Genomic DNA, 25,497 nt, shown 5'->3' with positions numbered 1-25,497 from the left:
GGATGTTCAGCGTTTGCTACGCGCCATAAAGGCCAGACGTTCGAACAGATGAACATCCTGCTCATTTTTCAGCAGCGCGCCATGTAACTTGGGCAGCGCATTCGCCCCGTCGCGTTTCAGATCCTCGGCGGTCAGATCCTCGGCCAGCAGCAGCTTGAGCCAGTCCAGCACTTCCGAGGTCGAGGGCTTTTTCTTCAGCCCCTGCGTCTCACGGATTTCATAGAACTGTGTCAGCGCGGTGGTCAGCAGGGCATCCTTGATCCCAGGGTGATGGACCTCGACGATGCGGCGCATCGTGGTCTCATCTGGGAAGCGGATATAGTGAAAGAAACACCGGCGCAGGAAGGCGTCGGGCAGTTCCTTTTCGTTATTCGAGGTGATGATCACAATAGGCCGGTTCTTGGCTTTGATTGTCTCACCAGTCTCGTAGACATGGAACTCCATCTTATCGAGTTCCTGCAGCAGGTCGTTGGGAAATTCGATATCGGCCTTGTCGATCTCATCAATCAGCAGCACGACCTTTTCGTCGGCGTCGAATGCCTGCCACAGCTTGCCCTTGCGGATATAGTTCGACACGTCATGCACGCGCTCATCGCCCAACTGGCTGTCGCGCAGACGGCTGACGGCGTCATATTCATACAGGCCCTGTTGGGCGCGGGTGGTGGACTTTACGTTCCACTCGATCATCTTCAGACCCAGCGCATCAGCTACCTGCTTGGCCAGTTCGGTCTTACCGGTGCCCGGCTCGCCCTTGACCAGCAAAGGCCGTTCCAAAGTGACCGCAGCGTTGACGGCGATGGTCAGATCATCGGTGGCAACATATTCGGCTGTGCCTTGAAAGCGTGCGGTCATTGGGGCCTCATGATAGGTCGCGCAGGTTGTGCCTTTGGGGTTACAGAGGGGCGAAGATTTTTACAACCCACGTCGCTGCGTCGCCCGATGCGGAATTGACCAGCAACTCCAAGGGCTTTGCTTGATTCGTGCGCTAACACACCCTGAGGCAATATAAAGTTTGCCCAGAAATCGCCCGCACTTTTTCACAGAAAAACAAGGTTTTGTTATTAGTTGTCTCATATTTAGACGCTTTAGGATTACACAACACAGGCGCGTCGTTTGCATAGTGACAATCCCCGCGCCGTCAGATAAACGCTCCGCAGAAGGGAATGCCTCATGTCTGGTGAAGAGAGAGCACTCGGCGTTGCAGGCCACACCGAGGGAGCAAAAATGAAGCAGGAAGTATTTCTGCCCGAAGATTATCGTCCAGCCGAAGACGAACCATTTATGAACGACAAGCAGCTTGAGTATTTTCGTCGTAAGCTGCTGGACTGGAAGACTGAACTTTTGGCAGGCAGCCGCGACACGATCGAAGGTCTGCAAGACAACACTCGTAACATTCCGGACGTTGCAGACCGCGCGAGCGAGGAAACCGATCGCGCGCTGGAACTGCGCACCCGCGACCGTCAGCGCAAGCTGGTGGCCAAGATCGACTCGGCTCTGCGCCGGATTGATGAGGGCGAGTACGGCTATTGCGAAATGACGGGTGATCCGATCTCGCTGCGGCGTCTGGATGCGCGCCCGATCGCGACCATGACGCTTGAGGCGCAAGAGCGTCACGAACGCCGCGAGAAGGTCCACCGCGACGATTGATCGCTGCGAAATTCGGAAATCTTTGACGCCGGGGCCTGTCGCCTCGGCGTTTTTGCGTTAAGCCTTGCTCATGAATATCGACGGTTTGAGTTTTGCCGTAATCGGCGGCGGTATTGGTGGTTTGGCGGCTGCTCTGGCCCTGCGCCTGAAGGGCGCGCAGGTGACGGTGCTGGAACAAGCACCAGCCCTGACCGAAGTGGGCGCGGGCCTTCAGATCAGCGCTAATGGCATGGCTGTTCTGCGTGCGCTGGGTGTTGAGCACACAGAGCCGCGTGTAGGACAACGCTCAAACGGAACGGTTCTTCGCGACTACCGCCGAGGCCGCGTCATCAGCCGTATTCCGCCCCCGACGGCCGGCCCGACCTACTACTACCATCGCGCCGATCTATTGGACCTGTTGGCGAAGGCCGCGCGAAACGCGGGGGTCGATATTCGGTTGGGTGCTCAAGTGTCGCAGGTGATCAAACATCCTGGCGAAGCCGAAGTGGTTTTACAAAGCGGTGAGCGATTGCGCACCGAATGCGCCATCGCTGCAGACGGAGGACGCAGCATTCTGCGTCCGATCCTGAATGGAGAGGAACAGCCGCAATTCACCTGCCAAATCGCCTGGCGTGCAACGATACCATGGGCTCAACGCGACCGAGCGCCATGTGCGTCACTGACAATGGGCCCGGGTCGCCATGTGGTCTTGTACCCTCTACGTGACCAGCAAATGATGAATGTGGTAGCAATCGAGGAACGCTCGGACTGGACAGATGAAAGTTGGCGCAGGGAAGGTGATCCTGACGATCTTAGGGCGCGCTTTCAGGATTTCGGCGGCCCAGTGCGGGAGGTGCTGACCGAGGTTGCGCAAACCCACCTTTGGGCCCTTTACCTGCGGTCGGTGGCGCAAAGTTGGCAGAACGGTCGGCTCGCTTTGCTGGGGGACGCTGCCCACCCCACACTACCTTTCATGGCGCAGGGGGCATGCCTTGCGTTGGAGGACGCCTGGATCTTGGCGCGTGCATTTTCTGAGCAATCAGGAGTGACCCAGGCGCTTTCGGTCTACGAGACTACCCGCCGCCCCAGAGCCCGCAACGTCGTGGCCACCGCTGGTGCCAATGCCCGCAATTTCCACTTGCGCGGACCGATGCGTCTGGGCGCGCAACTGGCCTTGTCCGTTTTCGGTGGGAAATTGGCACGCAAATACGACTGGATCTACAACTACGACCCGACCGAATAAGGAATTAAAGATCGAGTTCCACCCAAACCGGAACGTGATCTGAAGGCTTTTCATGCCCGCGTATCTCGGAATCAATCCGGCAATCGCGCATCAGATCTGCCGCCTGCGGGGTCAACAGGAAATGGTCGATGCGGATGCCGTCATTCCTGTTCCATGCCCCGGCCTGATAATCCCAAAAGGAATAGTGCCCTGGCCCCTGTGTGCGCGCCCGGAACGCCTCGGTAAAGCCGAGGTTCAGGATTTTACGAAATGCCGCCCGGCTTTCAGGCCTAAACAGAGCATCCTCCCGCCATGCTTCGGGACGTGCGGCGTCTTCGGCCTGAGGAATGATGTTGTAATCCCCGGCCATCAGTGCCGGCTCTTCACCAGCAATCAGCTCCTGCGCGCGCTGATAAAGGCGCTCCATCCAGGCAAGCTTATAGTCATATTTCGGTCCCGGAGCCGGATTGCCGTTAGGCAGATACAAACCGCAAATCCGCAACGAGTGCTTTCCGACGACCGTCGCCTCAATCCACCGCGCTTGTTCGTCGTCATCGTCGCCCGGTAGCCCTCGTGATACATCCTCAAGCGGGAATTTTGAAAGGATTGCCACTCCGTTAAAGCTTTTCTGCCCGTGGATTTCGACATTGTAGCCACGGTCTTCGAAAAGTTCCCTGGGAAAGTTCTCATCCACCGACTTGATCTCTTGCAGCAACACGATGTCGGGCTGCGCGTCATCCAGCCAACGGGGCAGAGCCTCAATCCGTGCTTTGATACCGTTGATGTTGAATGTGGCGATTTTCATGCGCAATCCTCCAGAGCCATTGGCAACCTATCGCGCAGAATGAACGCAGCGGCAAGATGGCGGAGGGCTGGGGAGCGAGGCTCTGCCTCGCGCTCCGGGATATTTTTAGCCAGATGAAGAAACGGATCGTTAACCAATCCGTGCGATCTCTAATCTGCGGTACAGGCGGGGACGCCGATGACCGCGCCAGGTGAAGCTCTCCGGCATTGAGGTCGGAGAGCGGATCCCTTCTTCATCTGGCTATAAATATCCTGGGGGTGTGGGGGCAACGCCCCCACCTTTGCTTACATGGAAAATGATGTGCCGCAGCCGCACGATGAGGTCGCGTTCGGGTTTTCGATCACAAACCGTGCACCGATCAGTTCCTGTGTAAAGTCTATGACCGCGTTTTCCAAAAACGGCAATGAGACCGAGTCCACGATGACTTTCTGTCCTTTACCCTCAAGGATCAGATCATCCTCTTTCGGTTCGTCCAGGGCGATCTCGTATTGGAACCCGGAACAGCCGCCGCCTTCTACCGCGACGCGCAGGGCTTGTCCCTGATCCGCAGCGCCGATTTCAGCCAGACGGTCGAAGGCGCGTTCGGTGACTGTTGGGGGCAGATTCATGCCACGCTCCAAAGGTTTATTTCTGTACCACACTACCATATAGAAAACCCAAGGACAGGCGACAAGGACAAGACCTTTGGAAAGAGCGGGTTTTGCCTCGGACCCCAGTCGCGCGCGAGGGCGGTTGGTGCCAGAGGAAGAGAGCAGTTTTCGGTCATGCTTTCAGCGCGATCGTGACAGGATCATTCATGCCAGCGCGTTTCGGCGGCTCAAGCACAAGACGCAGGTTTTTGTGGAGCATGAAGGGGATAGCTATCGCACCCGCCTGACGCATTCCATTGAGGTGGCGCAGGTGGCGCGGACTATTTCCGGTGCTTTGGGCCTCAACCCGGAACTAACCGAGGCCGTCGCTTTGGCTCATGATTTGGGTCATACACCATTTGGTCATACGGGTGAGGATGCGTTGCATGCCATCATGCAGCCCTATGGTGGCTTCGATCACAATGCACAAGCCATTCGTATCGTGACCAAGCTGGAGCGGCACTATGCCGAGTTCGATGGCTGCAACCTGACATGGGAGACGTTGGAAGGGATTGCCAAGCACAACGGCCCAGTTGAGGGCGTGTTGCCTTGGGCGTTGGCAGAGTGCAACGGCGTTTTTGATCTGGAACTGCACACCCATGCCAGCGCCGAGGCGCAAGTGGCCGCATTGTCAGATGATATCGCCTATAACAACCATGATTTGTTGGACGGTCTGAGGGCGGATTTGTTCAGTGATGACGAAATTCAAACCCTGCCGATTGTGGGTGCGTGCTATGCCGAGGTCGATCGCGCCTATCCAAATCTTGATCCGTATCGGCGCAGGCATGAGGCTTTGAGGCGCGTCTTTGGGGTCATGGTCTCGGATGTGATCGACACATCCGCCGGGTTAATTGCCGAATCTGGTGCGCAATCGGTGGAAGATATCCGCCATTTGGGTCGCCCGGTGATCCAGTTCTCGGGGCAATTGTGGGCGCAGTTGCAGGACATCCGCGCCTTTCTGTTCACCCGAATGTATCGCGCGCCCTCGGTGATGGAGGTGCGGGCCGAGGTTAGCAAGATCGTCGAGGAGTTGTTCCCGATCTATCTCGGGGACCCGCGCCAAATGCCGGCCCGTTGGCACCCCGATATTGAGGCCGCCAGTGATGAGACCGCTCTGGCCCGGATCGTGTCAGACTATATCGCCGGAATGACGGACCGATTTGCGATACAGGATCACGTGCGTTTGACAGGACGACCCGCGCCGGCGGGTCACTCGACGCCGATATAGGCCAGTGCCCAGACCTGTTGGCTGGCTTGCGCGTCGGCTGCGTCTGCATCGTCGGTTGGCGGGAACACGATCATGGTGGGGCCATAGCCTCCGACCCCCATCGGCGCACCGTCGGCATGGGTGGCCAGTATGGGTTTGTACGTCGAAATGCTGTCCCACGGAATTTCCGCCTGATACCCGTCCATTGCCATGGGGCGTGCGGTTTTTCCTTCGGCCCCCGCAAGGATCATGACGTCCGACAGCAGCGGGCCACTGAACGTGTAGTCGCGCTGATGATCGGGCGGGCCGTAGGGGATGGTGATCCGAACCTGGGGCAGGCTGTCCAGAAGGGCGGCGTCAAACCCTGCTGCCCCGTCATGAGTCACTTCGAGAAACCTAAGCAGCCCGCCATCATTCTCGCCCCGCGCGGGCAGGTTGGTTTCGCTGACAGCGCCACCCAATGTCACCAGCACATGTCCTTGCGGTGCGGGCATCTCGGCCAGAACGGGCAGGGCGGTGGACAGAAGCAGGCTGAGGGGTAGGGCGAGGCGCATCAATGGTCTCCGAATTTCGCAGTTCGGGCAGACTGTAGCGGGGATTGCGCCCAAACCAAGGTCAAACTTTAGGCATCCATTGACCTTACCGCGCTGCGTGATAAACCGCCGGGCAAGCAAAAGGACATTCGAAATGAACCTGTTTTCCGAGATACGCGCCCTTGTACTGGACGCGCTGGCGCAGATGCAGTCCGAAGGCGCGCTGCCCGAAGGGCTGAGCTTTGACAACGTGGCCGTTGAACCCCCGCGCGACGCGGCACATGGCGATATGGCGACCAACGCGGCGATGGTGCTGGCGAAACCTGCTGAGATGAAGCCGCGCGACATTGCCGATGTGCTGGCTGGTAAGCTGGCCGCTGATGAACGGATCACCAGCGCCGAGGTGGCAGGGCCGGGGTTTTTGAACCTGCGGCTGGCGCCGTCGGTCTGGCAGGGTGTGCTGACCGCCGTGCTGGAACAGGGCACCGATTATGGTCGCTCGACCATGGGACACGGGCAGAAGGTGAACGTCGAATATGTCTCGGCCAATCCCACCGGTCCGCTGCATGTAGGCCATACGCGGGGCGCGGTCTTCGGTGACGCCTTGGCAAGCCTGCTGGCTTATTCTGGCCATGAAGTTACGCGTGAGTATTACATCAATGATGGCGGCGCGCAGGTGGATGTACTAGCGCGTTCGGCCTATGAGCGGTATCGCGAGGCCAATGGCCTCAGCCCCGAGATTGCCGAGGGCCTCTATCCCGGTGACTATCTGATCCCGATCGGTGAGGCGCTGAAAGAGAAATACGGCGACAGCCTGATCGACAAGCCTGAAAGCGAATGGCTGGAAGACCTGCGCAACTTTGCCACCGATGCGATGATGGACCTGATCCGCGCCGATCTGAAGGCGCTGGGCGTCGAGATGGACGTGTTCTTTTCTGAGAAGTCCCTCTACGGCACAGGCCGGATCGAGGCTGCTCTGCAGTCGTTGACCGAAAAGGGCCTGATCTATGAAGGTGTGCTGGAGCCGCCCAAGGGTAAAAAGCCCGAAGATTGGGAGCCGCGCGAGCAGACCCTGTTCAAATCGACCGAACATGGCGATGACGTGGACCGTCCGGTCAAGAAATCAGACGGCGCGTGGACCTATTTCGCGCCCGATATCGCCTATCACTATGACAAGGTGAGCCGTGGCTTTGACGCTCTGATCGACGTGTTTGGTGCCGACCACGGCGGCTATGTCAAACGGATGAAGGCGGCTGTGTCGGCGCTGTCCGATGGCAAGGTGCCGCTGGATATCAAGCTGACCCAGTTGGTGAAGCTTTGGAAGAATGGCGAGCCGTTCAAGATGTCTAAACGGGCAGGGAACTTTGTCACTCTGCGCGATGTGGTGGATCAGGTGGGGCCGGATGTTACGCGTTTCGTCATGCTGACCCGCAAGAACGACGCGCCGCTGGATTTTGATTTCGACAAGGTGCTGGAGCAAAGCCGCGAGAACCCTGTGTTCTACGTGCAATACGCCCATGCCCGCGTCATGAGCGTTCTGCGCCGCGCGGCTGAGGCCGGGATCGCCGCAGATGATGCGACCCTCAAAGGGGCCGATCTGAGTAAGAACGATCACGCATCCGAGTTGACGGTTGCTAAAAAGCTGGCCGAATGGCCGCGTCTGGTGGAAATCGCTGCCCGCACGAACGAGCCGCACCGCGTTGCGTTCTACCTTTATGAACTGGCCGGAGACTTCCACGCGCTGTGGAACAAGGGCAACGACGAAACCCAACTGCGGTTCATTCAGGATGGCGATGTTGCCACAAGCCAGTCAAAAATCGCTTTGGCCCGTGCCGTTTCTGTTGTGATTTCAGCGGGCTTGGGTATTCTTGGCGTTACCCCGGCGCAGGAGATGCGGTAACAAACACCGCCCGAACCGCCGGTACGAGGTAGGCAAGAAATGACCCGCGCGCCTTATTTTCTGGCGCGAAACGGGCGGTGAGGCGGACATGGCAAATAACGTTTACTCGGGACAGATGCGTCCCGAGCAGATGCATTACACGAATCAACCCTCGGTTCAGGGCGGGTACGATTATTCCGACGACATGCACGGGTATGAAGAGACGCCGCAGGCAGCGGGCTTGGGTCGGATCGTGAATTTTCTGGGGGCGGCCGCGTCCTTGGCTTTGGTCGCCGGTATCGCCGTTTGGGGCTATAAGTTGGTCATGCGCGATGTCAGCGGTGTTCCGGTTGTCCGCGCGATCGAAGGGCCGATGCGTATTCAGCCGGAAAATCCAGGTGGGACACCTGCAGATCATCAGGGCTTGGCGGTGAACGCAGTGGCAGCCGTCGGCACCGCTGCGCCGCCTGCAGATCGATTGATTTTGGCGCCGCGCCCCGTTTCGCTAACGGATGAAGACACGCCGGTTGAACCGCTGAAGCCCACACCGGCCGTGCACTTGGTGGAAGAAGAAATCTCTGATCAAGAGGCGGCGCAACTGCGCCAAGGTGCCGTGGATGCGGTGGTTGCTGAACTGGCGGACAAGCCAATTGAACAGCCACAGGACGGTGTGCAACTGGCGTCGCTTGCGCTTGACGACGAACCGGCGATTGACCCTGCGGACTACGCAGCGCAACTGCCGGACCCCGCAATTGCAGCGCTGCCCGGTGTGCGCCGGTCGCTGCGGCCTATCACGCGTCCTGCACGCCGGATCAGCGCCCCGATCACACCTAACAGCAGCACCGAAGATGCCATCAACGCGGCAGTCAAAGCCGCTGTTGGCTTGGATGTCGACGCTGATACCCTTTCAAAGGGCACCCGTATGGCCCAGCTTGGGGCCTATGAAAGCACCCAGGTTGCACAATCGGAATGGGATCGCCTGAACGGTCGGTTTGGTGAGTATATGGATGGAAAACAACGGGTTATTCAAAAAACCTCAAGCGGTGGACGCACATTCTATCGGCTGCGGGTTTTGGGTTTTGATGATCTGAGCGACTCGCGTCAGTTCTGTGCTGCGCTTCAGGCGCAGGGGGCTGACTGTATCCCGGTCGCAGCCCGGTGACATTCGGCGCTGCGATCTCGGACGCGGAAGGGCTGCGGCTTACATCCGACGAGAAAAGACTGTTCCGCGAGATGAACCCGTTCGGGTTCATCCTCTTCGCCCGAAATATCGACACCTCCGATCAAGTTCGCGCCCTGTGTGACGACTTTCGCGAGGCGGTGGGACGCAACTGTCCGATTACCATTGATCAGGAAGGTGGGCGCGTTCAGCGCCTGCGCGCGCCCTTGGCACGCGAATGGGCCCCGCCGCTGGATCACGCGGCTCGTGCCGGGGAACAGGCCGAACGTGCGATGTATCTCCGCTATCGGCTGATCGCGCTGGAATTGTTCGAGCTTGGGATCGACAGCAACTGTGCCCCGATGGTTGATCTGGCGCGTGACGACACCCATGCGTTCCTCAAGAACCGCTGCTATGGCTCCGATCCTAAACAGGTTGCGAAACTTGGCCGCGCGGTTGCCAAAGGGCATCTGGAGGGCGGCGTTCTTCCGGTCATCAAACACATGCCCGGGCATGGGCTGTCAACGATGGACAGCCACCATGACCTGCCGCATGTGGACCTGACGCAAGAGGCGCTGGAAGGAGCCGACTTTGCCCCATTTCGCGCGTTGAACGACCTGCCGATGGGGATGACCGCGCATCTTGTCTATGACCGGATCGACCCGCAAGCGGCGACGATTTCACCGACGATGATCGGCCTGATCCGTGACAAGATCGGGTTCGATGGGCTGATTATGACCGACGATATCTCGATGAAAGCCCTGTCCGGCGCGCCCGAAGAAATCGCCGGGCAAGCGCTGGCTGCGGGCTGCGACGTGGTTCTGCATTGCAACGGTACCTTTGAAGCCCGCGCCAAGGTGCTGGACACCGTCGGAGAGATGACCCCACTAGCGCAAAAACGCGCCGAAAAAGCGCTGTCGATGCGGCAAAAGCCTGTGGAACTTGACATCGAAGCCGCCGAGGCGGAACTATCTGCCCTAATGGGCGGGCAGGTATATGAACGATAACCTTTTTAGCGAAGATCCGGTCTCGGTCGCGGATCGGCTTGCCGCCGAGGCGCTGATTGTTGACGTCGACGGGTTCGAAGGCCCGTTGGACGTGCTGCTGACCCTGTCGCGGACGCAGAAAGTTGACCTGCGTAGAATCTCGGTTCTGGCGCTGGCACAGCAATATCTGACCTTCGTTGAAAAAGCCCGTGCGCTGCGGATCGAACTGGCGGCGGATTATCTGGTCATGGCCGCCTGGCTCGCCTTTCTGAAATCCCGCCTGCTGCTGCCGCCCGATCCCGATGACGAAGGACCGTCTGGTGAGGAATTGGCCGCGCATCTGGCGTTCCAACTTGAACGCCTTCAGGCCATGCGCGACGCGGCTGCACGTCTGATGGCGCGGGATCAGTTGGGGCGTGATTTCTTCAAACGCGGGCAGGGTGAGGATGTCACTCGCATCCGCACCGTGACCTATTCAGCCACGTTGTTGGATCTGATGCAGGGCTATGCGCGCATCCGCACCCGCGATGAATTCCGGCCCTTTGTCATGGACCGCGATGCTGTCTTTACCATGGAACAGGCGTTGGAACGGATGCGCCCCTTGATCGGGTTTGCGGGCGCTTGGACAGATATGGAGACCTATCTGCCCGACGGTTGGGATGCCGATCCGGTGCGGCGGCGCTCGGCCACGGCGGCGACGTTTGCGGCCTCGTTGGAGCTGGTGAAAGAAGGACATATGGAGATCAAGCAAAGCGAAACCTTTGCACCGATCCATCTGCGCAAGAGGACCGAAACACGTGACTGAAACCTCTGAGGAAACCGGCACCCTGTTCGAAGCGCCCCCCTTGGCCGAACAGGAACGTATGGTCGAAGCCGTGCTGTTCGCGAGTGCTGAACCCGTTTCGATCAGCGATCTTGAAGCCCGGATGCCCCACGGCAGCGACGCGGCACAAGCGGTTGATCTGCTGCGCAAGCGCTATGAAGGGCGCGGCGTGCGCGTTGTGCGCGTGGGAGAGGCCTGGGCTATCCGCACAGCCCCTGATCTGGGCTTTTTGATGCAAAAGGAAACGGTTGAGACACGAAAACTCAGCCGTGCCGCCATCGAAACTTTGGCCATCGTGGCCTATCACCAGCCCTGCACGCGGGCCGAGATCGAGGAAATCCGTGGCGTCTCCGTCTCGCGCGGGACCATCGACCAGTTGCTGGAAATGGAGTGGATTCGATTGGGTCGCCGTCGTATGACACCGGGCCGGCCGGTGACATTTGTGGTGACGCCGCAGTTTCTGGATCACTTCGGGCTGGAAAACGCCCGCGACCTTCCAGGGCTTCAGGAATTGCGCGCCGCAGGGTTGCTGGAAAACAGGCCACCTCCGGGTACGATTCCCTTGGGAGAGAGCAGCGACGAAGAAGAAGATGAAGATCAGGTGGAACTGTTCGAGGAAGAGTGATCAAACGGCCCTTTTGTTGCCAGACAGATCACCTATTTTGAGGTTCAGGAAACGGAGTTGAGCAATGAATGCCAATCGAATGATCGATATGATCGTGCGTCAGGTGATGCGCCGTCTGGTCAATAAAGGCGTGGACAAGGGCTTTGATATGGCCAGCCGTATGGGCGGCAAATCGGATCAGGGCGTTGATACAGGCCAACGGAAAAAAACCAGCGGTCCACGCCCGTCTCAAAACATGAGGCAAGCTCAGAAAATGACCCGCCAAATGCGCCGTTTTATGAAGTTCTAGCCAACCGGCTTGAAGTGTTTGGACAGCTTCAATCCCTGTCCCTGATAGTTCGAGGCAATGCCCGCGCCGTAGAGTTGCGTGGGCATCTCGGCCATTTTCTCATAGACCAAACGCCCGACGACCTGTCCGTGTTCGAGCACAAACGGGGCCTCATGGCAGCGCACTTCCAGCACCCCGCGTGACCCTGCGCCCCCGGCGGCCGCGTGACCGAAACCGGGATCGAAGAAGCCGGCGTAGTGCACCCGGAATTCACCGACCATGGCCAGATAGGGGGCCATTTCAGCGGCATACATGGGCGGGATATGTACTGCCTCGCGGCTGACCAGAATATAGAACGCGCCGGGGTCAAGAATGATGCGACCATCCGTTGTGCGTACCTCTTCCCAGTATTCCTGCGGGTCGTATTCGCCGATCCGGTCCAGATCAATCACACCCGTATGTGGCTTGGCGCGATAGCCCACCAGATCGGTATCGGGCAGTTGCAGATCGACCGAAAAGCCCAACCCATCCTGAATCACTGCCGGTCCATCCACCAATGGCGACTCGGCGTGCAGCGCGTTTAGTTCCGCATCGCTTAGCACCGCTTGGCCCTGACGGAACCGGATTTGGTTCAGACGCATTCCGGGCCGCACCAGGACCGAGAATGATCGCGGGCAAATCTCGGCGTATAACGGCCCGGTATAACCGGCGGGTACCCGGTCGAACTCGGTGCCGCCATCGGTGATGGTGCGGGTCAGCAAGTCCAGCCGCCCAGTCGAGCTTTTGGCATTGGCCACGGCGGTCACGCTGTCGGGCAGGGCGAGTGATTCCATCAGTGGCACCAGATAGACGCAACCCTTTTCCAGAACCGCACCGTCGCTAATGTCGATGCGGTGCATCTCGAACTCGGCCAGACGGTCGGCGACCGAGCGCCCTTCGCCTGCCAGAAATGAGGCGCGCACGCGGTAAGCCACTGTTCCCAAACGCAAGTCAAGGCTGGCCGGTTGTACCTGCGGGTCGATTATGGCGGGATCGGCGGTGATCTCACCGCGTGCAATCATGCCTTCGATCTGCTGGTTTGGGCATACACCTGTCATTCCGATCCCCCCTGATGCCAGAGCGGGATCTGGCCTGTCTGCCATAAACGTCGGTGTGATTTGGTCGGGCTAGCAGGACTCGAACCTGCGACCTTCCGTCCCCCAGACGGACGCGCTACCAGGCTGCGCCATAGCCCGACGTTGGAGTGTTCATAACGGTTTTCCCGGCAGGGGCAAGAGGAAAACATTGCCTTTTTCTTATCCCGCCGACCGATTCTCAATTCGGTTCAGAAGGGCGCGCAGGTCACGGGCAACAGGAGCGATCTGACGCAAAAGCTGGTCGTCAAATTCGGTCCGATTCCACGCTCGGGTGGCGATGCCGCCCAGCAACGGCGCCTCATCCAGCTTGTCCAAAACAGGCTGCGGCGGCGCGGGTGCTGCGGGCACCGGTGTCTCGGGCAAATCAAGCGAGATCTGTTCTTGGGGTGCGGGCGCGGGCTTTGCTGCAAAGGGAACGACCACGTTGTCTTCGGTTGCGGTGGGCTGGGCCTCATCCTCCAAACCCTGAGACAATGAGGCGACGTAGGCCACGCCTTGTTCGCGTAAAATGCGTTGCACGCCTTTGATGGTGATCCCATCCTCGTGCAGCAGCTTTTTGATACCACCCAGCAAGCGCATGTCATTGGGGCGGTAATAGCGCCGCCCACCGGCGCGTTTGACCGGTTTGACCTGCGTGAAGCGGCTTTCCCAGAATCGCAGGACATGGGCCTGAACGCCCAGCCAGTCCGCTACTTCACTGATCGTGCGAAAGGCGTCTGGGGACTTGCTCATGGCGCTGCCGTCCTGATCTTATTTGCGGTTCCCTGCGGCGACGCGATCCTTCATCAGATGCGACGGGCGGAAAGTCAGCACGCGGCGTGGCTGAATAGGAACCTCTTCCCCGGTTTTGGGGTTGCGGCCGATACGGGCAGTTTTGTCCCGAACGCTGAATGTTCCGAAAGACGAAATCTTGACTTGCTCACCCCGCACCAGCGCGTCGGACATATGGTCCAGAACGCTTTCGACCAGCTGTGCGCTTTCATTGCGTGAAAGGCCAACCTCGCGAAAAACGGCCTCGCTCAGATCCATTCGGGTCAGTGTTTTGTCGCCCATGCCAATCCCCCTGTTGATGGTAGAGCATAGGGTCAGGGCAAATTCACTGTCAATATCAATGAATTGCAGGTCTGTGTGTAAGCCGTTTTGCGCCTGTTACCACCGAAGGAGGACTGATCCCCAGGCCAATCCACCACCGATTGCCTCAGTAACAAGTAAATCACCCGGTTTGAACTGGCCGCGTTGCTTGGCCACGGACATGGCCAAGGGAATCGATGCCGCAGAGGTGTTGCCGTGATCCTGTAGGGTGACTACGACGTGATCCATGGGAACACCCAGTTTCTTGGCGGTGCCCTGAATGATGCGGATATTGGCTTGATGGGGGACAATCCAATCCACATCCTCGTGACCCAAACCCACTTTTTCCAAGCAAGTCTCGGCAGTTGAGGTCAAACGTTCAACCGCCTGGCGGAACAGCTGATTGCCCTTCATCCGCAGATAGCCCGTTGTTTGCGTCGACACGCCGCCGTCTACATACAACAAGTCTTTATAGCGACCGTCGGAATTCAGATCAGTGGCGAGAATACCGCGATCTTCGGCCGTGCCGTCACCTTCTTGTCGTTCAAGAATCAGCGCGCCCGCACCATCGCCAAAAAGCACGCAGGTGGACCGGTCCGTCCAATCCATGATTCGCGAGAAGGTCTCGGCCCCGATTACCAGCACCCGCTTGGCCTGATCCGAAAGGATCAGTGCGTTGGCATTAGTCAGAGCGTAAACGAATCCCGCACAGACGGCCTGAACGTCAAAGGCAAACCCTTTGGTCATACCCAACCGCGATTGCACCATGGTGGCCGCTGAAGGGAAGGTCAGGTCCGCCGTCGATGTGGCCAGAACGATGGCGTCGATGTCGTCGGCCGTCAGTCCAGCATCGGCAAGCGCTGCTTCGGCCGCCTTTGTGGCCATGTCGGATGTGGTCTCGCCCTCGGCTGCGAAATGGCGGCGTTCGATGCCGGACCGCGTCTTGATCCACTCATCGGAGGTATCAAGCGACTTTTCGAACTCGGAATTCGGCACAATTCGCTCTGGCAAATAATGTCCGACACCTACAACAACTGAACGGCCTGCCATGTTGGGGTACTGCCTTTTTTGTTATTCGCCCGCCTTGGACGGAGCTTGGGCGGCATCTTGTGCAAGCTCGACTGTCGATGCAACCCGTGCCGCCAATTTTTCAGAGAACCCGGACTGTGCCAGGGTAAAGGCCAGTTTCACGGCGGCCGAAACTCCGGTGGCATCTGCGCCGCCATGAGATTTCACCACAGTCCCATTGAGGCCCAGGAAAACCCCGCCATTTACACGGCGTGGGTCGATACGTTTCTTCAACCGGTTCAGTGAGGTGATGGCCAGAACCGACGCCAGCCGAGACAGGGGCGAGTATTTGAACGCCTCACGCAGAAGGTCCCCGATCAGGCTGGCCGTGCCTTCGCCGGTCTTGATCGCGACATTGCCGGTAAACCCATCGGTTACAATGACATCTGCCTTGTCACCGGGGATATCACTGCCTTCGACAAAGCCCACGAAATCAAAGCTCGCCTGATCCGCAAAGTCCGTGATCATGGCATGCGCTTCTTTCAATTCAGCGCGGCCCTTGTGTTCTTCCGTGCCTACGTTCAGCAGGCCGATCCGGGGGCGTTCCAGCGCCATGCCGTTGCGCGCGTACGAGGCGCCCATCAGCGCGTATTGCAGCAGATCCTTCGCGTCGGCGCGTACATCGGCGCCCACATCCAGCATCACGTTGAACCCCTGCGGGTTGCGCGAAGGCCACAGAATCGCGATCGCCGGGCGGTTCACGCCAGGCAATTTGCGCAGCCGCATCATCGACAGCGCCATCAACGCCCCGGTATTGCCGCAGGACACCGCACCATGGGCTTCGCCCTGGCGCACCGATTCCAGTGTCGACCACATTGAGGTCTGCTTGCCGTGGCGTACAACCTGGCTGGGCTTGTCCTCCATCGTGACCACGTCGGTGCAATCACGAAAAACGACGCGCCCATTCAGGACACGTCGTTTCGCAACAAGTTTGCGCAACTCAGCCTCAGGCCCGTGCAGGATGAACGCGATGTCGGGGTTCTTGTCCGCCGATTTGGCGATCCCCGCCACAACTGCGGCGGGACCCGAATCTCCGCCCATAGCGTCAACCGAGATGGTGATCCGTCCGGTTTGCGTGGGCTGTTCCGTCATGCCTTGGCCTGCGCTTTGAAAGGCTTAGGCCGCGTCTTCGTCCAGGTCGATTTCGTCGGCCTGAGCGACGACTTCGCGGTCATCATAGTGGCCGCAGGACGCACAGACATGGTGCGGGCGCTTCAGCTCGCCGCAGTTTGCGCATTCGTTCGGGTTTGCAGCAACCAGAGCGTCGTGTGCGCGGCGGTTGTTGCGACGCGACTTGGAAACTTTGTTCTGTTGGACGGCCATGGTCTCAACCTTTGTCTACTGAGGGTCCGCAGATTCGCTGCCGACCGGGTTTCATTCTTCGTTTTTTACGTGGTTTGACGCGCGTTTAGGGGACGAGCCCCGCAATGTCCAACCCAAATTCCGATGAGCGCGCGAAAATACTGCGATTCTCGACATGTTCAAGCGATTTTTCTGAGGGCGTGCTATGACAGGAAATCAGACCCGTGTCACTCGTCTTTTTTCAGTGCATCGCGCAGGCTGGCAAGTCCGGCAAAGGGTTTGGTATCTTCATCTGTCATCGCCTGTTTGCCCGGCTCTGTATAGTCGGCCTGTTCCAGTTCCGCACCATCTTTGCGCGGGTATTGGGGCAGGGACAGCGACAGCGCCTCGATCATTACAATGGCTGGGTCGATCTCGGACCCCAAAGGCTCCGACTCGTCGCCTTCTGGGATTTCGAACTCTTCCTCATCGGGGGCGGTCCAATCGGCCAGAAATACCCGCGTGACGGGCACGTCGATCCGGGTCGTCACCGGCTCTAGCGTGACGACGCAGGGCTGGATCACTGTTGCGCCCAGCTTACCTGCGAGTGCCCAGTCGCGTTTTCCTTGCGCGCGGACGTCTCCGACAAAGCTGAGCTTTCGCAGACCCAGCAGGCCCAGGTCATCGCGGATCGCCTCAAGCGCTTTGGTGTCGGGGCGCAGATCGAACGAGGTTGGCGCGTTTTGCGGCAGGTCGGCCACCCGCAGAGATGTCTGGTTGCTCATTCGTTACCCTTTCCTGTGTTGAACCGGGGCTGCGGTTTGATGTAAGCGGATAGGGTCCGCAAGGGACCAAGGCAAGAGGGTGTGCATGTTAAAGGTTGTGAACAGGTTGAAACCGGCGTCCAGAACGCTCGTGCTTGCAGCCTGTGTGGCAGGTATCAGCGCGTGCTCACCTGTGTTCGAGAATCACGGGTACATCCCGCCCCCCGAAGATCTGGCCGAGATTCAGGTAGGCGTGGACACACGCGAAAGCGTCCTCGACTCGGTCGGTGCGCCGTCCTCGTCCGGCGTAGTGCGGGATTCTGGGTTCTACTATGTGCGGTCTCGGGTGCGTCACTATGGTCCGAAGCGACCCGAAGTGGTCGAGCGTGAGCTTGTCGCCATCAGCTTTGATCAGGGTGGTGTGGTGCGGAACATCGAACGGTTCGGCCTTGAAGACGGGATCGTGGTCCCTCTGGAGCGGCGGGTAACCGAATCGAGCATTCAGAACCGCGGATTCCTGCGCCAGCTGTTTGGCAATATCGGCAACTTCAACCCGGCCAATATTCCGGGCGCGACCAACTAATCAGCCTTGGCCTCTTGTCCGCGTCACAGGATGGTCACACATAATGTGGTAGGCAACGAGACGGGATGAAACGGGTCGGTGATCGCCGAATAGAGGACGACCATGGCTTTACTGCTTGGCAAAGGCCGGTATCGCGCCCGGTTGGCATTAACTGGGGCGGACATCGTGGCGGCACAGAAGTTGCGCACTCTGGCCTTTGGAACGGATCAGACGGATCGGGATGATTTTGATCGCCTCTGTGCGCATGTTCTTGTCGAAGATATGCGTTCCAGTGGCGAACTCGTCTGCTGTTTCCGCATGTTGACGATGGAGCGTGGGGACGAAATCGGCCTCAGCTATTCAGCGCAATTTTACGATCTGTCCGCTTTGGAGGATTTTCAGGGGCGCATGGTCGAGATGGGGCGGTTCTGCATTCAGCCCGACTGGACCGATCCTGACATACTGCGCGTCGCATGGGGCGCGATGACGGCTTATGTGGATCAGAACAACGTTGAGATGCTGTTTGGCTGTTCGTCCTTTGCCGGGACAGAAACGGCCGAGTATCTGGATGCTTTTGCAATGCTAAAACACCGTCATCTGGCGCCCAAGCGCTGGTTGCCACGGGTCAAGGCACCGGATGTCTTTCGTTTTGCCGCACGGTTGCGGCGTCGGCCCGACGTCAAAAAAGCGATGTTGCGGATGCCGCCCTTGCTGCGCACCTATCTGTTGATGGGCGGCTGGGTCAGTGATCATGCAGTGGTCGATCGGCATATGAACACGCTGCACGTGTTTACCGGGCTAGAGATCGGGGCGATTCCGCCAGCCCGGAAACGTCTGTTGCGGGTGGTGGCTGGGTAGATTCCGTATTTTTGACGAGAACAAGGGCTGGGCGTTGACGCGCCGACCCTGCCGGTTTAGCTGGCGGGTATGGCGAGAATTCCTTTGTTGCAGATGTCCGGCATTTCCCTGACTTTCGGGGGCGATCCGGTGTTTTCCGAGCTTGATTTGGTGGTGCAACCCGGCGACCGCGTGGCGTTGGTGGGGCGCAACGGGTCCGGCAAATCGACCCTTATGAAAGTGATGGCCGGCCTGGTCGAACCGGATCAGGGCGACATCGTTGTGCCTCCGGGCAAGTCGGTCGGTTATATGGAACAAGACCCCGGCATGGAGGGGTTTGCGACGCTGGGCGACTATGCCTCCAGCGAGCTAGAGCCAGGTGAACTTTACAAGGTCGAACGCGCAGGCGAGGGGTTAAAGTTTGATCCCGCGCGCCCGGTTGAAACCGCCTCGGGCGGGGAACGTCGTCGCGCGGCCTTGGCGAAACTGATGGCCGAAGCGCCCGACCTGATGCTGCTGGACGAACCGACCAACCATCTGGATATCGAAGCGATTGCCTGGCTGGAACGTGAGCTGGGCTCGACCCGCGCGGCTTATGTCCTGATCTCGCACGACCGCGCTTTTCTACGCGCTTTGACCCGTGCGACCCTTTGGATCGACCGGGGTGCGGTGCGGCGGCAGGAACAGGGGTTTGATGCGTTCGAGGCATGGCGCGACAAGATCTGGGAAGAAGAGGATCAGCAGCGCCACAAGCTGAACCGCCTGATCAAATCCGAGGCGAAATGGGCCGTTGAAGGCATCAGCGCCCGCCGCAAACGCAATCAGGGCCGAGTGCGCGCCTTGCAGGCGTTGCGGGCTGAGAAGGCAGCGCAGATCAAACGTCAGGGCTCGGCGGCGATGACGTTGGAGGCAGGGCCTAAATCGGGGCGCAAGGTGATCGAAGCCAAAGGGTTGGTCAAGGCTTTTGATTCAATACCCATCGTGCGGAATTTTGATCTGCTGGTGCAGCGCGGTGATCGTGTGGCCTTTGTTGGCCCCAACGGTGTGGGCAAGACGACGCTACTGAAAATGCTGCTGGGTCAGGAAACCCCGGATGAGGGCGCAGTCACGCTGGGCACCAATCTTGAGGTTGCGGTCTTCGACCAGACCCGTGCCCAGTTAGACCCCGAGATGACCCTGTGGGACAGCCTGACCGGCGATCCCGAAATGCGGGTTTCGGGCAAGGCCGATCAAGTCATGGTGGGCGGACAGCCCAAACATGTGGTCGGCTACCTCAAGGAATTCCTGTTCGACGAACGGCAGGCGCGGGCAGCGGTTAAGTCTCTGTCAGGGGGCGAAAAAGCGCGGCTGTTGTTGGCCAAGTTGATGGCCAAGACTTCCAACTTGCTGGTGCTGGACGAACCGACCAACGATCTGGACGTGGAAACGCTGGACCTGCTGCAAGAGCTGTTGGACGATTATGACGGCACCGTTCTGCTGGTTAGCCACGACCGCGATTTTCTGGACCGTGTCGCTACTACGACCATCGCGATGGAAGGCAATGGCCGCGCCACTGTCTATGCGGGTGGTTGGTCGGATTACATCGCACAACGCGGCGATCTCCTGCCTAAGAAGGAAGAGAAATCAAAACCTTCCAAGCCGAAGGTCAAGCAAGAGGCGCAGCCGAAGGCGGGTCTGTCCTTCTCGGAAAAACATCGCCTTGAAAAACTGCCTGCCGAGATGGAACGGCTTGAGGCCGAGATCGGCAAGCTGGAAGAGCTGATGTCCGATCCCGAGTTGTTCACCCGCGAGCCGGTTAAGTTCCAGAAAGCGGCCGAGGCTTTGGTCGAGCGGCAGGAAAAACTCGCCGCTGCCGAAGAGGAATGGCTGATGCTAGAGGAAAAAGCTGAGGGCGCTTAGGCTGGCAGCACGCGGGCTGGGTTTCCAACCACGGTCTGCCCGGCGACGACATCCTTTGTGACTACGCTGCCCGCGCCGATGGTGGCATTGTCGCCGATGGTGATACCGGGCAACAGGATTGCTCCGCCACCGACCCAGACATGTTTGCCGATTGTGACAGGCAAACCAACCTCCAGCCCCTGCGCGCGATCTGCCGGATCTTTGGCATGTTGGGCGCAAAAAATCTGCACATGGGGCCCGAACATCGTATCGTCGCCGATCCGGACCGGGGCCGTATCCAGAACGACGCAACCGGCGTTGAAATAAACTCTGTCACCCAGATAAATGTTCATCCCATAGGCACAGTGAAACGGTGCTTCTAGCAAACAGTCCGCGCCCACATGACCCAAGAGGGCGCGTAGTTCCGGCCCCATGTCGGTGCGCCGGTCCGGTGAACTGGTGTTGTGCGCATGAACGGCGCGTCTGGTTTGATCGCGCAAGGCGTTCAGTTCCGGGTCCAGACAACAATACCACTGCCCGGCCTCCATTTTCTCGCGCTCGTTCATGGCGCAGGTTTACCGCATTCTGAGCGCACCGTCGATGCGGATGACCTCTCCGTTCAGATAGCCCATTTCCACGATGAACCCGGCCAGCCTCCCATATTCGTGCGGGTCGCCAAGGCGGGCAGGGTTAGGCACATCGGCGGCCAGCTGCTTTTGCACGTCTTCCGGTAGTCCGGCCAGCATGGGCGTCATGAATATACCCGGTGCAATCGCCATCACGCGGATACCGGTCGAGGCCAGGTCGCGCGCCATGGGCAGGGTCATTCCCACGATCCCTCCTTTTGAGGCCGCATAGGCCGTCTGCCCCTTTTGCCCGTCGAACGCCGCGATAGAGGCCGTGTTGATGATCACGCCGCGTGCACCGTCCGGTTCTGGGTCATTCTTGGCCATCTCAGCCGCCGCAAGGCGCGAGACGTTGAACGAGCCGACCAGATTGATGTCGATTGTGCGCTGAAACGCGTCCAGAGGGTGCGGGCCGTCGCGTCCAACGGTCTTGATGCCCAAGGCGATGCCTGCGCAATTCACAGCTACCGTGACACGCCCCATCTTACTTGTCGCAAATGCAACGGCTTCGGTCACCGATGCCTCGTTGGTCACATCGGTCTGGACAAAGTGACCACCGATTTCGTTGGCGACATTTGGGCCCCGGTCGGCATCGCGGTCCAGAATCGTGACCTGCGCACCCTGATCAGCGAAGTGGCGCGCGGTTGCCTCGCCCAGACCCGACGCTCCGCCGGTGATGAGTGCGGCTGTGTTGGACAGGTGCATTGCGGGCTCCTTTGCAAAATATGAACACCTGTTCAATAACGTGTCGCCACCCTGTCTGTCCAGTGACTGGTTGCAGGGAAGGGGCAGTGCCACGAGCAAATATAAAGGCGTCTTCATGTTTGGCTCATGTGGGGATCACGTCCAATCGCCACTTCGTGACCGAAGAAACTTTGCAATTCGCGTGTTTGGTGAATGGAGGTGCTGTGATGCGTAATGTTTTGAAAGGTGCGGCCGGAGGGCTTTTAGTTGTCCCCTTGGCGAGTGTGATGTTTGTGGGTGAAGCCTCGGCGGCGCCTGAAGTGTGCAATTGGAAAACCGCGCGCGATGTGACCAAAAGCGGGGACTACGCGGCCTTGTGCGACTGTGCGCAAGTGACGCCCAGCTTTTTGGAGCGGTTGCAAAAACAGAGTGATTTTCTGACCACTTTGCAGGTAACGGGCGAACAATGTCCGGGGCTTGCAGGTTTGCTAACAGATGTCCCGACTGCCTCGATCGGATCCAACGCTCCGCTTGGGGAAGATCGTGACAACGAGCAGTCGGCCGATGCAGGGCCGGGTGTCGGCGGTCCGGGCGGTGGCGGAAACTCTGGCGATGGGCCGGGTGACGGTGGCGGCGGCGATGGGCCCGGTGATGGTGGCCCCGGTGACGGGCCTGGTGACGGCGGAGATGGGCCGGGTGATGGCGGTGGCGGCGACGAACCAGGTGATGGTGGCGGTGGCCCCGGCAATGGTGGTGGACCCGGCAATGGCGGCGGTGGTAACGGCGGAAACAATGGCGGTGGCAACGGTGGCGGAAACGGCAACGGTGGGAACAATGGCGGCCCCGGAAACGGGAACGGCAATGGTGGCAACCCCGGTAACGGCGGTGGCAACAATGGCGGCTCCGGTCCCGGCACCGGTAATGACGGCGGCAATAACGGTCAGGGCGGCGGCTCGGGCAACGGTGGCGGCGGAAACGGTAACGGCGGCAACAATGGCAACCGTGGGAACCGCTGAGACAGGCCAAACCTGAAACGACGACGGCCACCCATTTGGGTGGCCGTTTTTCTTAGCGTAGAACTGAGCTTAGCCCAGTTGCACCAGCGCGTGGCGCTTTTTACCCGCGCTCAGTTTGATCGGAGACGACAGCGCACCGGCGTCGATCATCAACCCTGCATCAGTCAGCGGCGCGTCATCCAGTTTGGCTCCGTTTTCGGCGATCAGGCGCTTGGCCTCTTTGCCGGTTTTGGCCAGGCCTGATTTCACGATCAACTGCACGATCGAAGTAGGTAGATCATCTGCGCGCAGCGTCAGCGTTGGAAGATCATCGCCCACGCCGCCTTTTTCAAACACTTCGCGGGCGGTCGCCGCGGCGGTTGCGGCGGCATCGGCCCCGTGCAGCAGAGTAGTGACTTCGTTGGCGAGGCGGATTTTGGCCTCGTTGATCTCAGATCCTTGCAACGCGGCCAGACGGTCGCATTCATCCACCGGAAGTTCGGTGAAGATCTTCAGGAACCGGCCAACATCCGCATCGGTGGTGTTGCGCCAGAACTGCCAGAACTCATAGGCTGACAGCATGTCGCCGTTCAGCCAAACCGCACCGCCCTGCGACTTGCCCATCTTGCGGCCGTCGCTGGTGGTCAGCAGCGGTGTGGTCAGGCCGTATATCTCGTGATCCAATACGCGGCGGGTCAGGTCGATACCGTTGACGATGTTGCCCCATTGGTCTGAACCTCCCATCTGCAGAACGCAGCTATAGCGGCGGTTCAGCTCAAGGAAGTCATAGGCCTGCAGGATCATGTAGTTGAATTCGAGAAAGCTCAGCGATTGTTCGCGGTCCAGCCGCGATTTTACGGACTCGAACGACAGCATCCGGTTGACCGAGAAGTGCCGCCCGATATCGCGCAGGAAATCGAGGTAGTTCAGGCTGTCCAGCCATTCCGCATTGTTCAGCATCAGCGCGCCGGTCTCGCTGTCATCATACGACAGGTACTTGGCGAAGACCTTCTGCATCCCTGCGATGTTGGCGTCGATCTGTTCGGGCCCCAGCAGGGGGCGTTCATCCGACCGAAACGAGGGGTCGCCCACCTTGGTCGTACCGCCGCCCATCAGAGTGATCGGCTTATGGCCGGTCTTTTGCAGCCAGCGCAGCACCATGATGTTCATCAGGTGCCCCACATGCAGCGACTGCGCGGTGGCGTCATAACCGATATAGGCTGTTTGCACCCCGCTGATCAGCGCCTCGTCAAGGCCCTGATAATCGGTGCAGTCGGCGAGAAAGCCGCGCTCGATCATCGTGGCGATGAAATCCGATTTGGGGTGGTAGGTCATATCCGTGCCCTTTGGGTTTATGTTGCGGGGCAGTGTATAGGCTTTGGGGGTGGCAAGGAAAAGGCACCTTTTGCACGAAAAGCGCGGGCCACGCCCGATGTGGCTTGCACTGTCTTCGCGTTACCGTGCAGGTTGAGGCCAACGCGCCGGATCAACGGGCGTGAGGAACGCGAGGGCAAACATGGGTCGGGCGATCAGCAAAACGGGCGCGGTTAAGGCATTGGGCGCCATGTCGGGCACGTCTTTGGATGGTGTTGATACGGCTGTGGTCGAAACCGATGGTGTGCGCATTCTGGGCTTTGGTCCCAGCGGATACCGGGCCTATTCTGATGCCGAGCGTGCGGTTCTGCGGGCCGCGCTGGGCCAGTGGCACGGGCCCGAGGTCGATGCCGCCGCCGAGTTAGTCACGGTTGCCCATGCCGAGGCGCTGTCCGAGTTCGATGAAATTGACTTGATCGGTTTTCACGGTCAGACCTTGGCGCATGAGCCGCGCGGGCGGGGGACGTTGCAGGTGGGCGATGGAGACGGTCTGACACAGGCGCTGGGTGTTCCGGTCGTGTGGGATTTCCGCAGCGACGATGTAGCGATGGGGGGCGAGGGTGCTCCGCTGGCGCCGTTCTTCCATTTTGCCTGCGCCAAGTGGATCGGCGCGACCGAACCCTTGTGCTTCCTGAACTTGGGCGGGGTGGGGAACCTGACCTATGTGGACCCCAGCTTTGACGGCCCTGAGGCCCCTGGCGCGCTGCTGGCGTTCGACACGGGCCCGGCAAACGCGCCCGTGGATGACCTTATGCAGGCGCGGCTGGGCCTGCCGATGGACCGGGACGGCGCGCTGGCTCGCCAAGGGTCGGTCGAGGCGGGTGCGCTGGAGTTGTTCCTGTCCGAGCCGTTCTTTCGCAAAATGCCCCCCAAATCGCTGGACCGGAACGACTTTGCCGAGATGATCCGTCTGGTGCAGGAACTCTCGGACGCCGACGCCGTAGCGACCCTGACCGGCATGTGTGCCGCAGGCGTGATGCAGGGGATGGAGCATTGCCCCAAACCCCCCGCGCGCGTGCTGGTTACGGGCGGAGGCCGCCGCAACCCGGTTCTGATGGACATGCTGCGCGCGGGCCTCGATTGCGCGGTCGAACCGGTCGAGACCGTGGGTCTGGACGGAGACATGCTGGAGGCCCAAGCCTTCGCCTATCTCGCCGTCCGTGTGGCGCGGGGCTTGCCGACCTCATGCCCCGGAACCACAGGCGTCAGCGCGCTTGTGGGAGGAGGCGTAGTGAGTAGTGTCGAGCGTATTGAGGACTCGATTAAGCGTTTTTAGATCACTCTATGTGTCACACCAATAACTATCATTTAGTGTGCTTTATGCAAACAAAGCCTAGATTTATTGGTCTATTGTTGTGAAATGAGTGCACTAAATTCGCGTCAAGTCACATTTTAGTCATTTTCTTTTGTTTGGATTAGATCCTCGAAAATAAACTGGGTGGCGGTATTCGACTAGGCT

At 59.3% G+C, this 25,497-nt stretch carries 28 protein-coding genes and 1 tRNA gene; 14 read left to right on the top strand and 15 right to left on the bottom strand.

Going from position 1 to position 25,497, the window contains the following annotated elements; translation table 11 throughout:
- Window positions 1-6: 6 nt before the first annotated feature.
- A complete protein-coding gene (locus tag AC2FJ6_RS02320; protein ID WP_170774523.1) occupies window positions 7-852 on the bottom strand; it encodes an AAA family ATPase in 846 nt (281 codons plus the stop codon).
- Between the two features lie 372 nt (window positions 853-1,224).
- Here AC2FJ6_RS02320 and dksA point away from each other — a divergent pair, with 372 nt between their 5' ends.
- Both dksA and AC2FJ6_RS02310 read left to right on the top strand, forming a co-directional pair.
- Complete coding sequence (gene dksA, locus AC2FJ6_RS02315; protein ID WP_170774521.1) at window positions 1,225-1,647, top strand: RNA polymerase-binding protein DksA; 423 nt, start codon at window positions 1,225-1,227, stop codon at window positions 1,645-1,647.
- 70 nt (window positions 1,648-1,717) lie between these two features.
- Complete coding sequence (locus tag AC2FJ6_RS02310; RefSeq protein ID WP_170774519.1) at window positions 1,718-2,869, top strand: FAD-dependent monooxygenase; 1,152 nt, start codon at window positions 1,718-1,720, stop codon at window positions 2,867-2,869.
- A 4-nt stretch (window positions 2,870-2,873) separates the two neighbouring features.
- On the opposite strand, the gene xth is transcribed toward AC2FJ6_RS02310, so the two are convergent.
- Together xth and AC2FJ6_RS02300 are read right to left on the bottom strand one after the other, a co-directional pair.
- The gene (xth, locus tag AC2FJ6_RS02305; protein ID WP_170774517.1) at window positions 2,874-3,653 is read right to left on the bottom strand and encodes an exodeoxyribonuclease III; all 780 of its coding nucleotides are present in this window, start codon (window positions 3,651-3,653) and stop codon (window positions 2,874-2,876) included.
- Between the two features lie 284 nt (window positions 3,654-3,937).
- Window positions 3,938-4,261: a HesB/IscA family protein gene (locus AC2FJ6_RS02300; RefSeq protein WP_170774515.1), complete on the bottom strand. Its 324-nt coding sequence runs from the start codon at window positions 4,259-4,261 to the stop codon at window positions 3,938-3,940.
- 76 nt (window positions 4,262-4,337) lie between these two features.
- Here AC2FJ6_RS02300 and AC2FJ6_RS02295 point away from each other — a divergent pair, with 76 nt between their 5' ends.
- Entirely contained in the window at window positions 4,338-5,510 is a 1,173-nt protein-coding gene (locus tag AC2FJ6_RS02295) for a deoxyguanosinetriphosphate triphosphohydrolase (protein WP_170774513.1), read from the top strand.
- Here the strand turns inward: AC2FJ6_RS02295 and AC2FJ6_RS02290 are convergent.
- Window positions 5,492-6,043, bottom strand: a complete 552-nt coding sequence (locus tag AC2FJ6_RS02290) for a putative pterin-binding protein (protein ID WP_170774511.1) — start codon at window positions 6,041-6,043, stop codon at window positions 5,492-5,494. The genes AC2FJ6_RS02295 and AC2FJ6_RS02290 overlap by 19 nt on opposite strands.
- Before the next feature lie 133 nt (window positions 6,044-6,176).
- Between AC2FJ6_RS02290 and argS the strand changes: the two genes are divergently transcribed.
- The 6 genes from argS (at window position 6,177) to AC2FJ6_RS02260 (ending at window position 11,783) form a co-directional block, all read left to right on the top strand.
- The gene (argS, locus tag AC2FJ6_RS02285; protein WP_170774509.1) at window positions 6,177-7,922 is read left to right on the top strand and encodes an arginine--tRNA ligase; all 1,746 of its coding nucleotides are present in this window, start codon (window positions 6,177-6,179) and stop codon (window positions 7,920-7,922) included.
- An 88-nt stretch (window positions 7,923-8,010) separates the two neighbouring features.
- Window positions 8,011-9,063 (top strand): SPOR domain-containing protein, encoded by a 1,053-nt coding sequence (locus AC2FJ6_RS02280; RefSeq protein WP_170774507.1) that lies wholly within the window; start codon window positions 8,011-8,013, stop codon window positions 9,061-9,063.
- Window positions 9,060-10,067 carry a beta-N-acetylhexosaminidase gene (nagZ, locus tag AC2FJ6_RS02275; protein ID WP_170774505.1) on the top strand — a complete coding sequence of 336 codons (1,008 nt, stop codon included), beginning with the start codon at window positions 9,060-9,062 and terminating at the stop codon, window positions 10,065-10,067. Before AC2FJ6_RS02280 ends, nagZ begins: the two co-directional genes overlap by 4 nt.
- Window positions 10,057-10,851, top strand: coding sequence for a segregation and condensation protein A (locus tag AC2FJ6_RS02270; protein WP_480548265.1), 795 nt, complete (start codon window positions 10,057-10,059; stop codon window positions 10,849-10,851). Before nagZ ends, AC2FJ6_RS02270 begins: the two co-directional genes overlap by 11 nt.
- Window positions 10,844-11,494, top strand: coding sequence for an SMC-Scp complex subunit ScpB (gene scpB / locus AC2FJ6_RS02265; protein ID WP_170774501.1), 651 nt, complete (start codon window positions 10,844-10,846; stop codon window positions 11,492-11,494). The genes AC2FJ6_RS02270 and scpB overlap by 8 nt, the downstream gene beginning before the upstream one ends.
- 64 nt (window positions 11,495-11,558) lie before the next feature.
- A complete protein-coding gene (locus tag AC2FJ6_RS02260; RefSeq protein ID WP_170774499.1) occupies window positions 11,559-11,783 on the top strand; it encodes a hypothetical protein in 225 nt (74 codons plus the stop codon).
- On the opposite strand, the gene AC2FJ6_RS02255 is transcribed toward AC2FJ6_RS02260, so the two are convergent.
- The 8 genes from AC2FJ6_RS02255 to AC2FJ6_RS02220 form a co-directional block, all read right to left on the bottom strand.
- Window positions 11,780-12,859 carry a 2'-deoxycytidine 5'-triphosphate deaminase gene (locus tag AC2FJ6_RS02255; protein ID WP_480897208.1) on the bottom strand — a complete coding sequence of 360 codons (1,080 nt, stop codon included), beginning with the start codon at window positions 12,857-12,859 and terminating at the stop codon, window positions 11,780-11,782. The two genes, AC2FJ6_RS02260 and AC2FJ6_RS02255, sit on opposite strands and share 4 nt — an antisense overlap.
- 61 nt (window positions 12,860-12,920) lie before the next feature.
- Window positions 12,921-12,997 (bottom strand) — tRNA-Pro (locus AC2FJ6_RS02250).
- A 60-nt stretch (window positions 12,998-13,057) separates the two neighbouring features.
- A complete protein-coding gene (locus tag AC2FJ6_RS02245) occupies window positions 13,058-13,630 on the bottom strand; it encodes a MerR family transcriptional regulator (protein ID WP_170774495.1) in 573 nt (190 codons plus the stop codon).
- Between the two features lie 18 nt (window positions 13,631-13,648).
- Window positions 13,649-13,951 carry an integration host factor subunit alpha gene (ihfA, locus tag AC2FJ6_RS02240; RefSeq protein WP_120633007.1) on the bottom strand — a complete coding sequence of 101 codons (303 nt, stop codon included), beginning with the start codon at window positions 13,949-13,951 and terminating at the stop codon, window positions 13,649-13,651.
- Window positions 13,952-14,047: 96 nt separating this feature from the next.
- Window positions 14,048-15,019 (bottom strand): beta-ketoacyl-ACP synthase III, encoded by a 972-nt coding sequence (locus AC2FJ6_RS02235; protein WP_170774494.1) that lies wholly within the window; start codon window positions 15,017-15,019, stop codon window positions 14,048-14,050.
- A 21-nt stretch (window positions 15,020-15,040) separates the two neighbouring features.
- Window positions 15,041-16,129 carry a phosphate acyltransferase PlsX gene (plsX, locus tag AC2FJ6_RS02230; protein WP_170774492.1) on the bottom strand — a complete coding sequence of 363 codons (1,089 nt, stop codon included), beginning with the start codon at window positions 16,127-16,129 and terminating at the stop codon, window positions 15,041-15,043.
- Between the two features lie 24 nt (window positions 16,130-16,153).
- Window positions 16,154-16,360, bottom strand: a complete 207-nt coding sequence (gene rpmF, locus AC2FJ6_RS02225) for a 50S ribosomal protein L32 (protein ID WP_037316137.1) — start codon at window positions 16,358-16,360, stop codon at window positions 16,154-16,156.
- A gap of 206 nt (window positions 16,361-16,566) precedes the next feature.
- Window positions 16,567-17,103 (bottom strand): YceD family protein, encoded by a 537-nt coding sequence (locus tag AC2FJ6_RS02220; RefSeq protein ID WP_170774490.1) that lies wholly within the window; start codon window positions 17,101-17,103, stop codon window positions 16,567-16,569.
- A gap of 85 nt (window positions 17,104-17,188) precedes the next feature.
- Here AC2FJ6_RS02220 and AC2FJ6_RS02215 point away from each other — a divergent pair, with 85 nt between their 5' ends.
- From AC2FJ6_RS02215 to AC2FJ6_RS02205, 3 genes are all read left to right on the top strand, one after another.
- The gene (locus tag AC2FJ6_RS02215; protein ID WP_170774488.1) at window positions 17,189-17,665 is read left to right on the top strand and encodes an outer membrane protein assembly factor BamE; all 477 of its coding nucleotides are present in this window, start codon (window positions 17,189-17,191) and stop codon (window positions 17,663-17,665) included.
- Between the two features lie 102 nt (window positions 17,666-17,767).
- A complete protein-coding gene (locus tag AC2FJ6_RS02210; protein ID WP_496668313.1) occupies window positions 17,768-18,502 on the top strand; it encodes a GNAT family N-acetyltransferase in 735 nt (244 codons plus the stop codon).
- Window positions 18,503-18,571: 69 nt separating this feature from the next.
- Window positions 18,572-20,380, top strand: a complete 1,809-nt coding sequence (locus AC2FJ6_RS02205) for an ABC-F family ATP-binding cassette domain-containing protein (protein ID WP_496668311.1) — start codon at window positions 18,572-18,574, stop codon at window positions 20,378-20,380.
- On the opposite strand, the gene AC2FJ6_RS02200 is transcribed toward AC2FJ6_RS02205, so the two are convergent.
- Both AC2FJ6_RS02200 and AC2FJ6_RS02195 read right to left on the bottom strand, forming a co-directional pair.
- Window positions 20,377-20,925 carry a sugar O-acetyltransferase gene (locus AC2FJ6_RS02200; RefSeq protein ID WP_170774484.1) on the bottom strand — a complete coding sequence of 183 codons (549 nt, stop codon included), beginning with the start codon at window positions 20,923-20,925 and terminating at the stop codon, window positions 20,377-20,379. The two genes, AC2FJ6_RS02205 and AC2FJ6_RS02200, sit on opposite strands and share 4 nt — an antisense overlap.
- Window positions 20,926-20,934: 9 nt before the next feature.
- Window positions 20,935-21,690, bottom strand: coding sequence for a 3-hydroxyacyl-CoA dehydrogenase (locus tag AC2FJ6_RS02195; protein WP_170774482.1), 756 nt, complete (start codon window positions 21,688-21,690; stop codon window positions 20,935-20,937).
- A 206-nt stretch (window positions 21,691-21,896) separates the two neighbouring features.
- Here AC2FJ6_RS02195 and AC2FJ6_RS02190 point away from each other — a divergent pair, with 206 nt between their 5' ends.
- Window positions 21,897-22,685, top strand: a complete 789-nt coding sequence (locus AC2FJ6_RS02190; protein WP_496668309.1) for a hypothetical protein — start codon at window positions 21,897-21,899, stop codon at window positions 22,683-22,685.
- Between the two features lie 69 nt (window positions 22,686-22,754).
- Here the strand turns inward: AC2FJ6_RS02190 and tyrS are convergent, their stop codons facing one another.
- Window positions 22,755-23,999 carry a tyrosine--tRNA ligase gene (gene tyrS / locus AC2FJ6_RS02185; protein WP_170774478.1) on the bottom strand — a complete coding sequence of 415 codons (1,245 nt, stop codon included), beginning with the start codon at window positions 23,997-23,999 and terminating at the stop codon, window positions 22,755-22,757.
- Window positions 24,000-24,180: 181 nt separating this feature from the next.
- Between tyrS and AC2FJ6_RS02180 the strand changes: the two genes are divergently transcribed.
- Entirely contained in the window at window positions 24,181-25,314 is a 1,134-nt protein-coding gene (locus AC2FJ6_RS02180) for an anhydro-N-acetylmuramic acid kinase (RefSeq protein WP_170774475.1), read from the top strand.
- Window positions 25,315-25,497 lie beyond the last annotated feature (183 nt).

The organism is Ruegeria sp. CDSA089 (genome assembly GCF_059612205.1).
The sequence above is the reverse complement of the archived record's forward strand: the minus strand, read 5'-3'. Positions and strand labels throughout refer to the sequence as shown.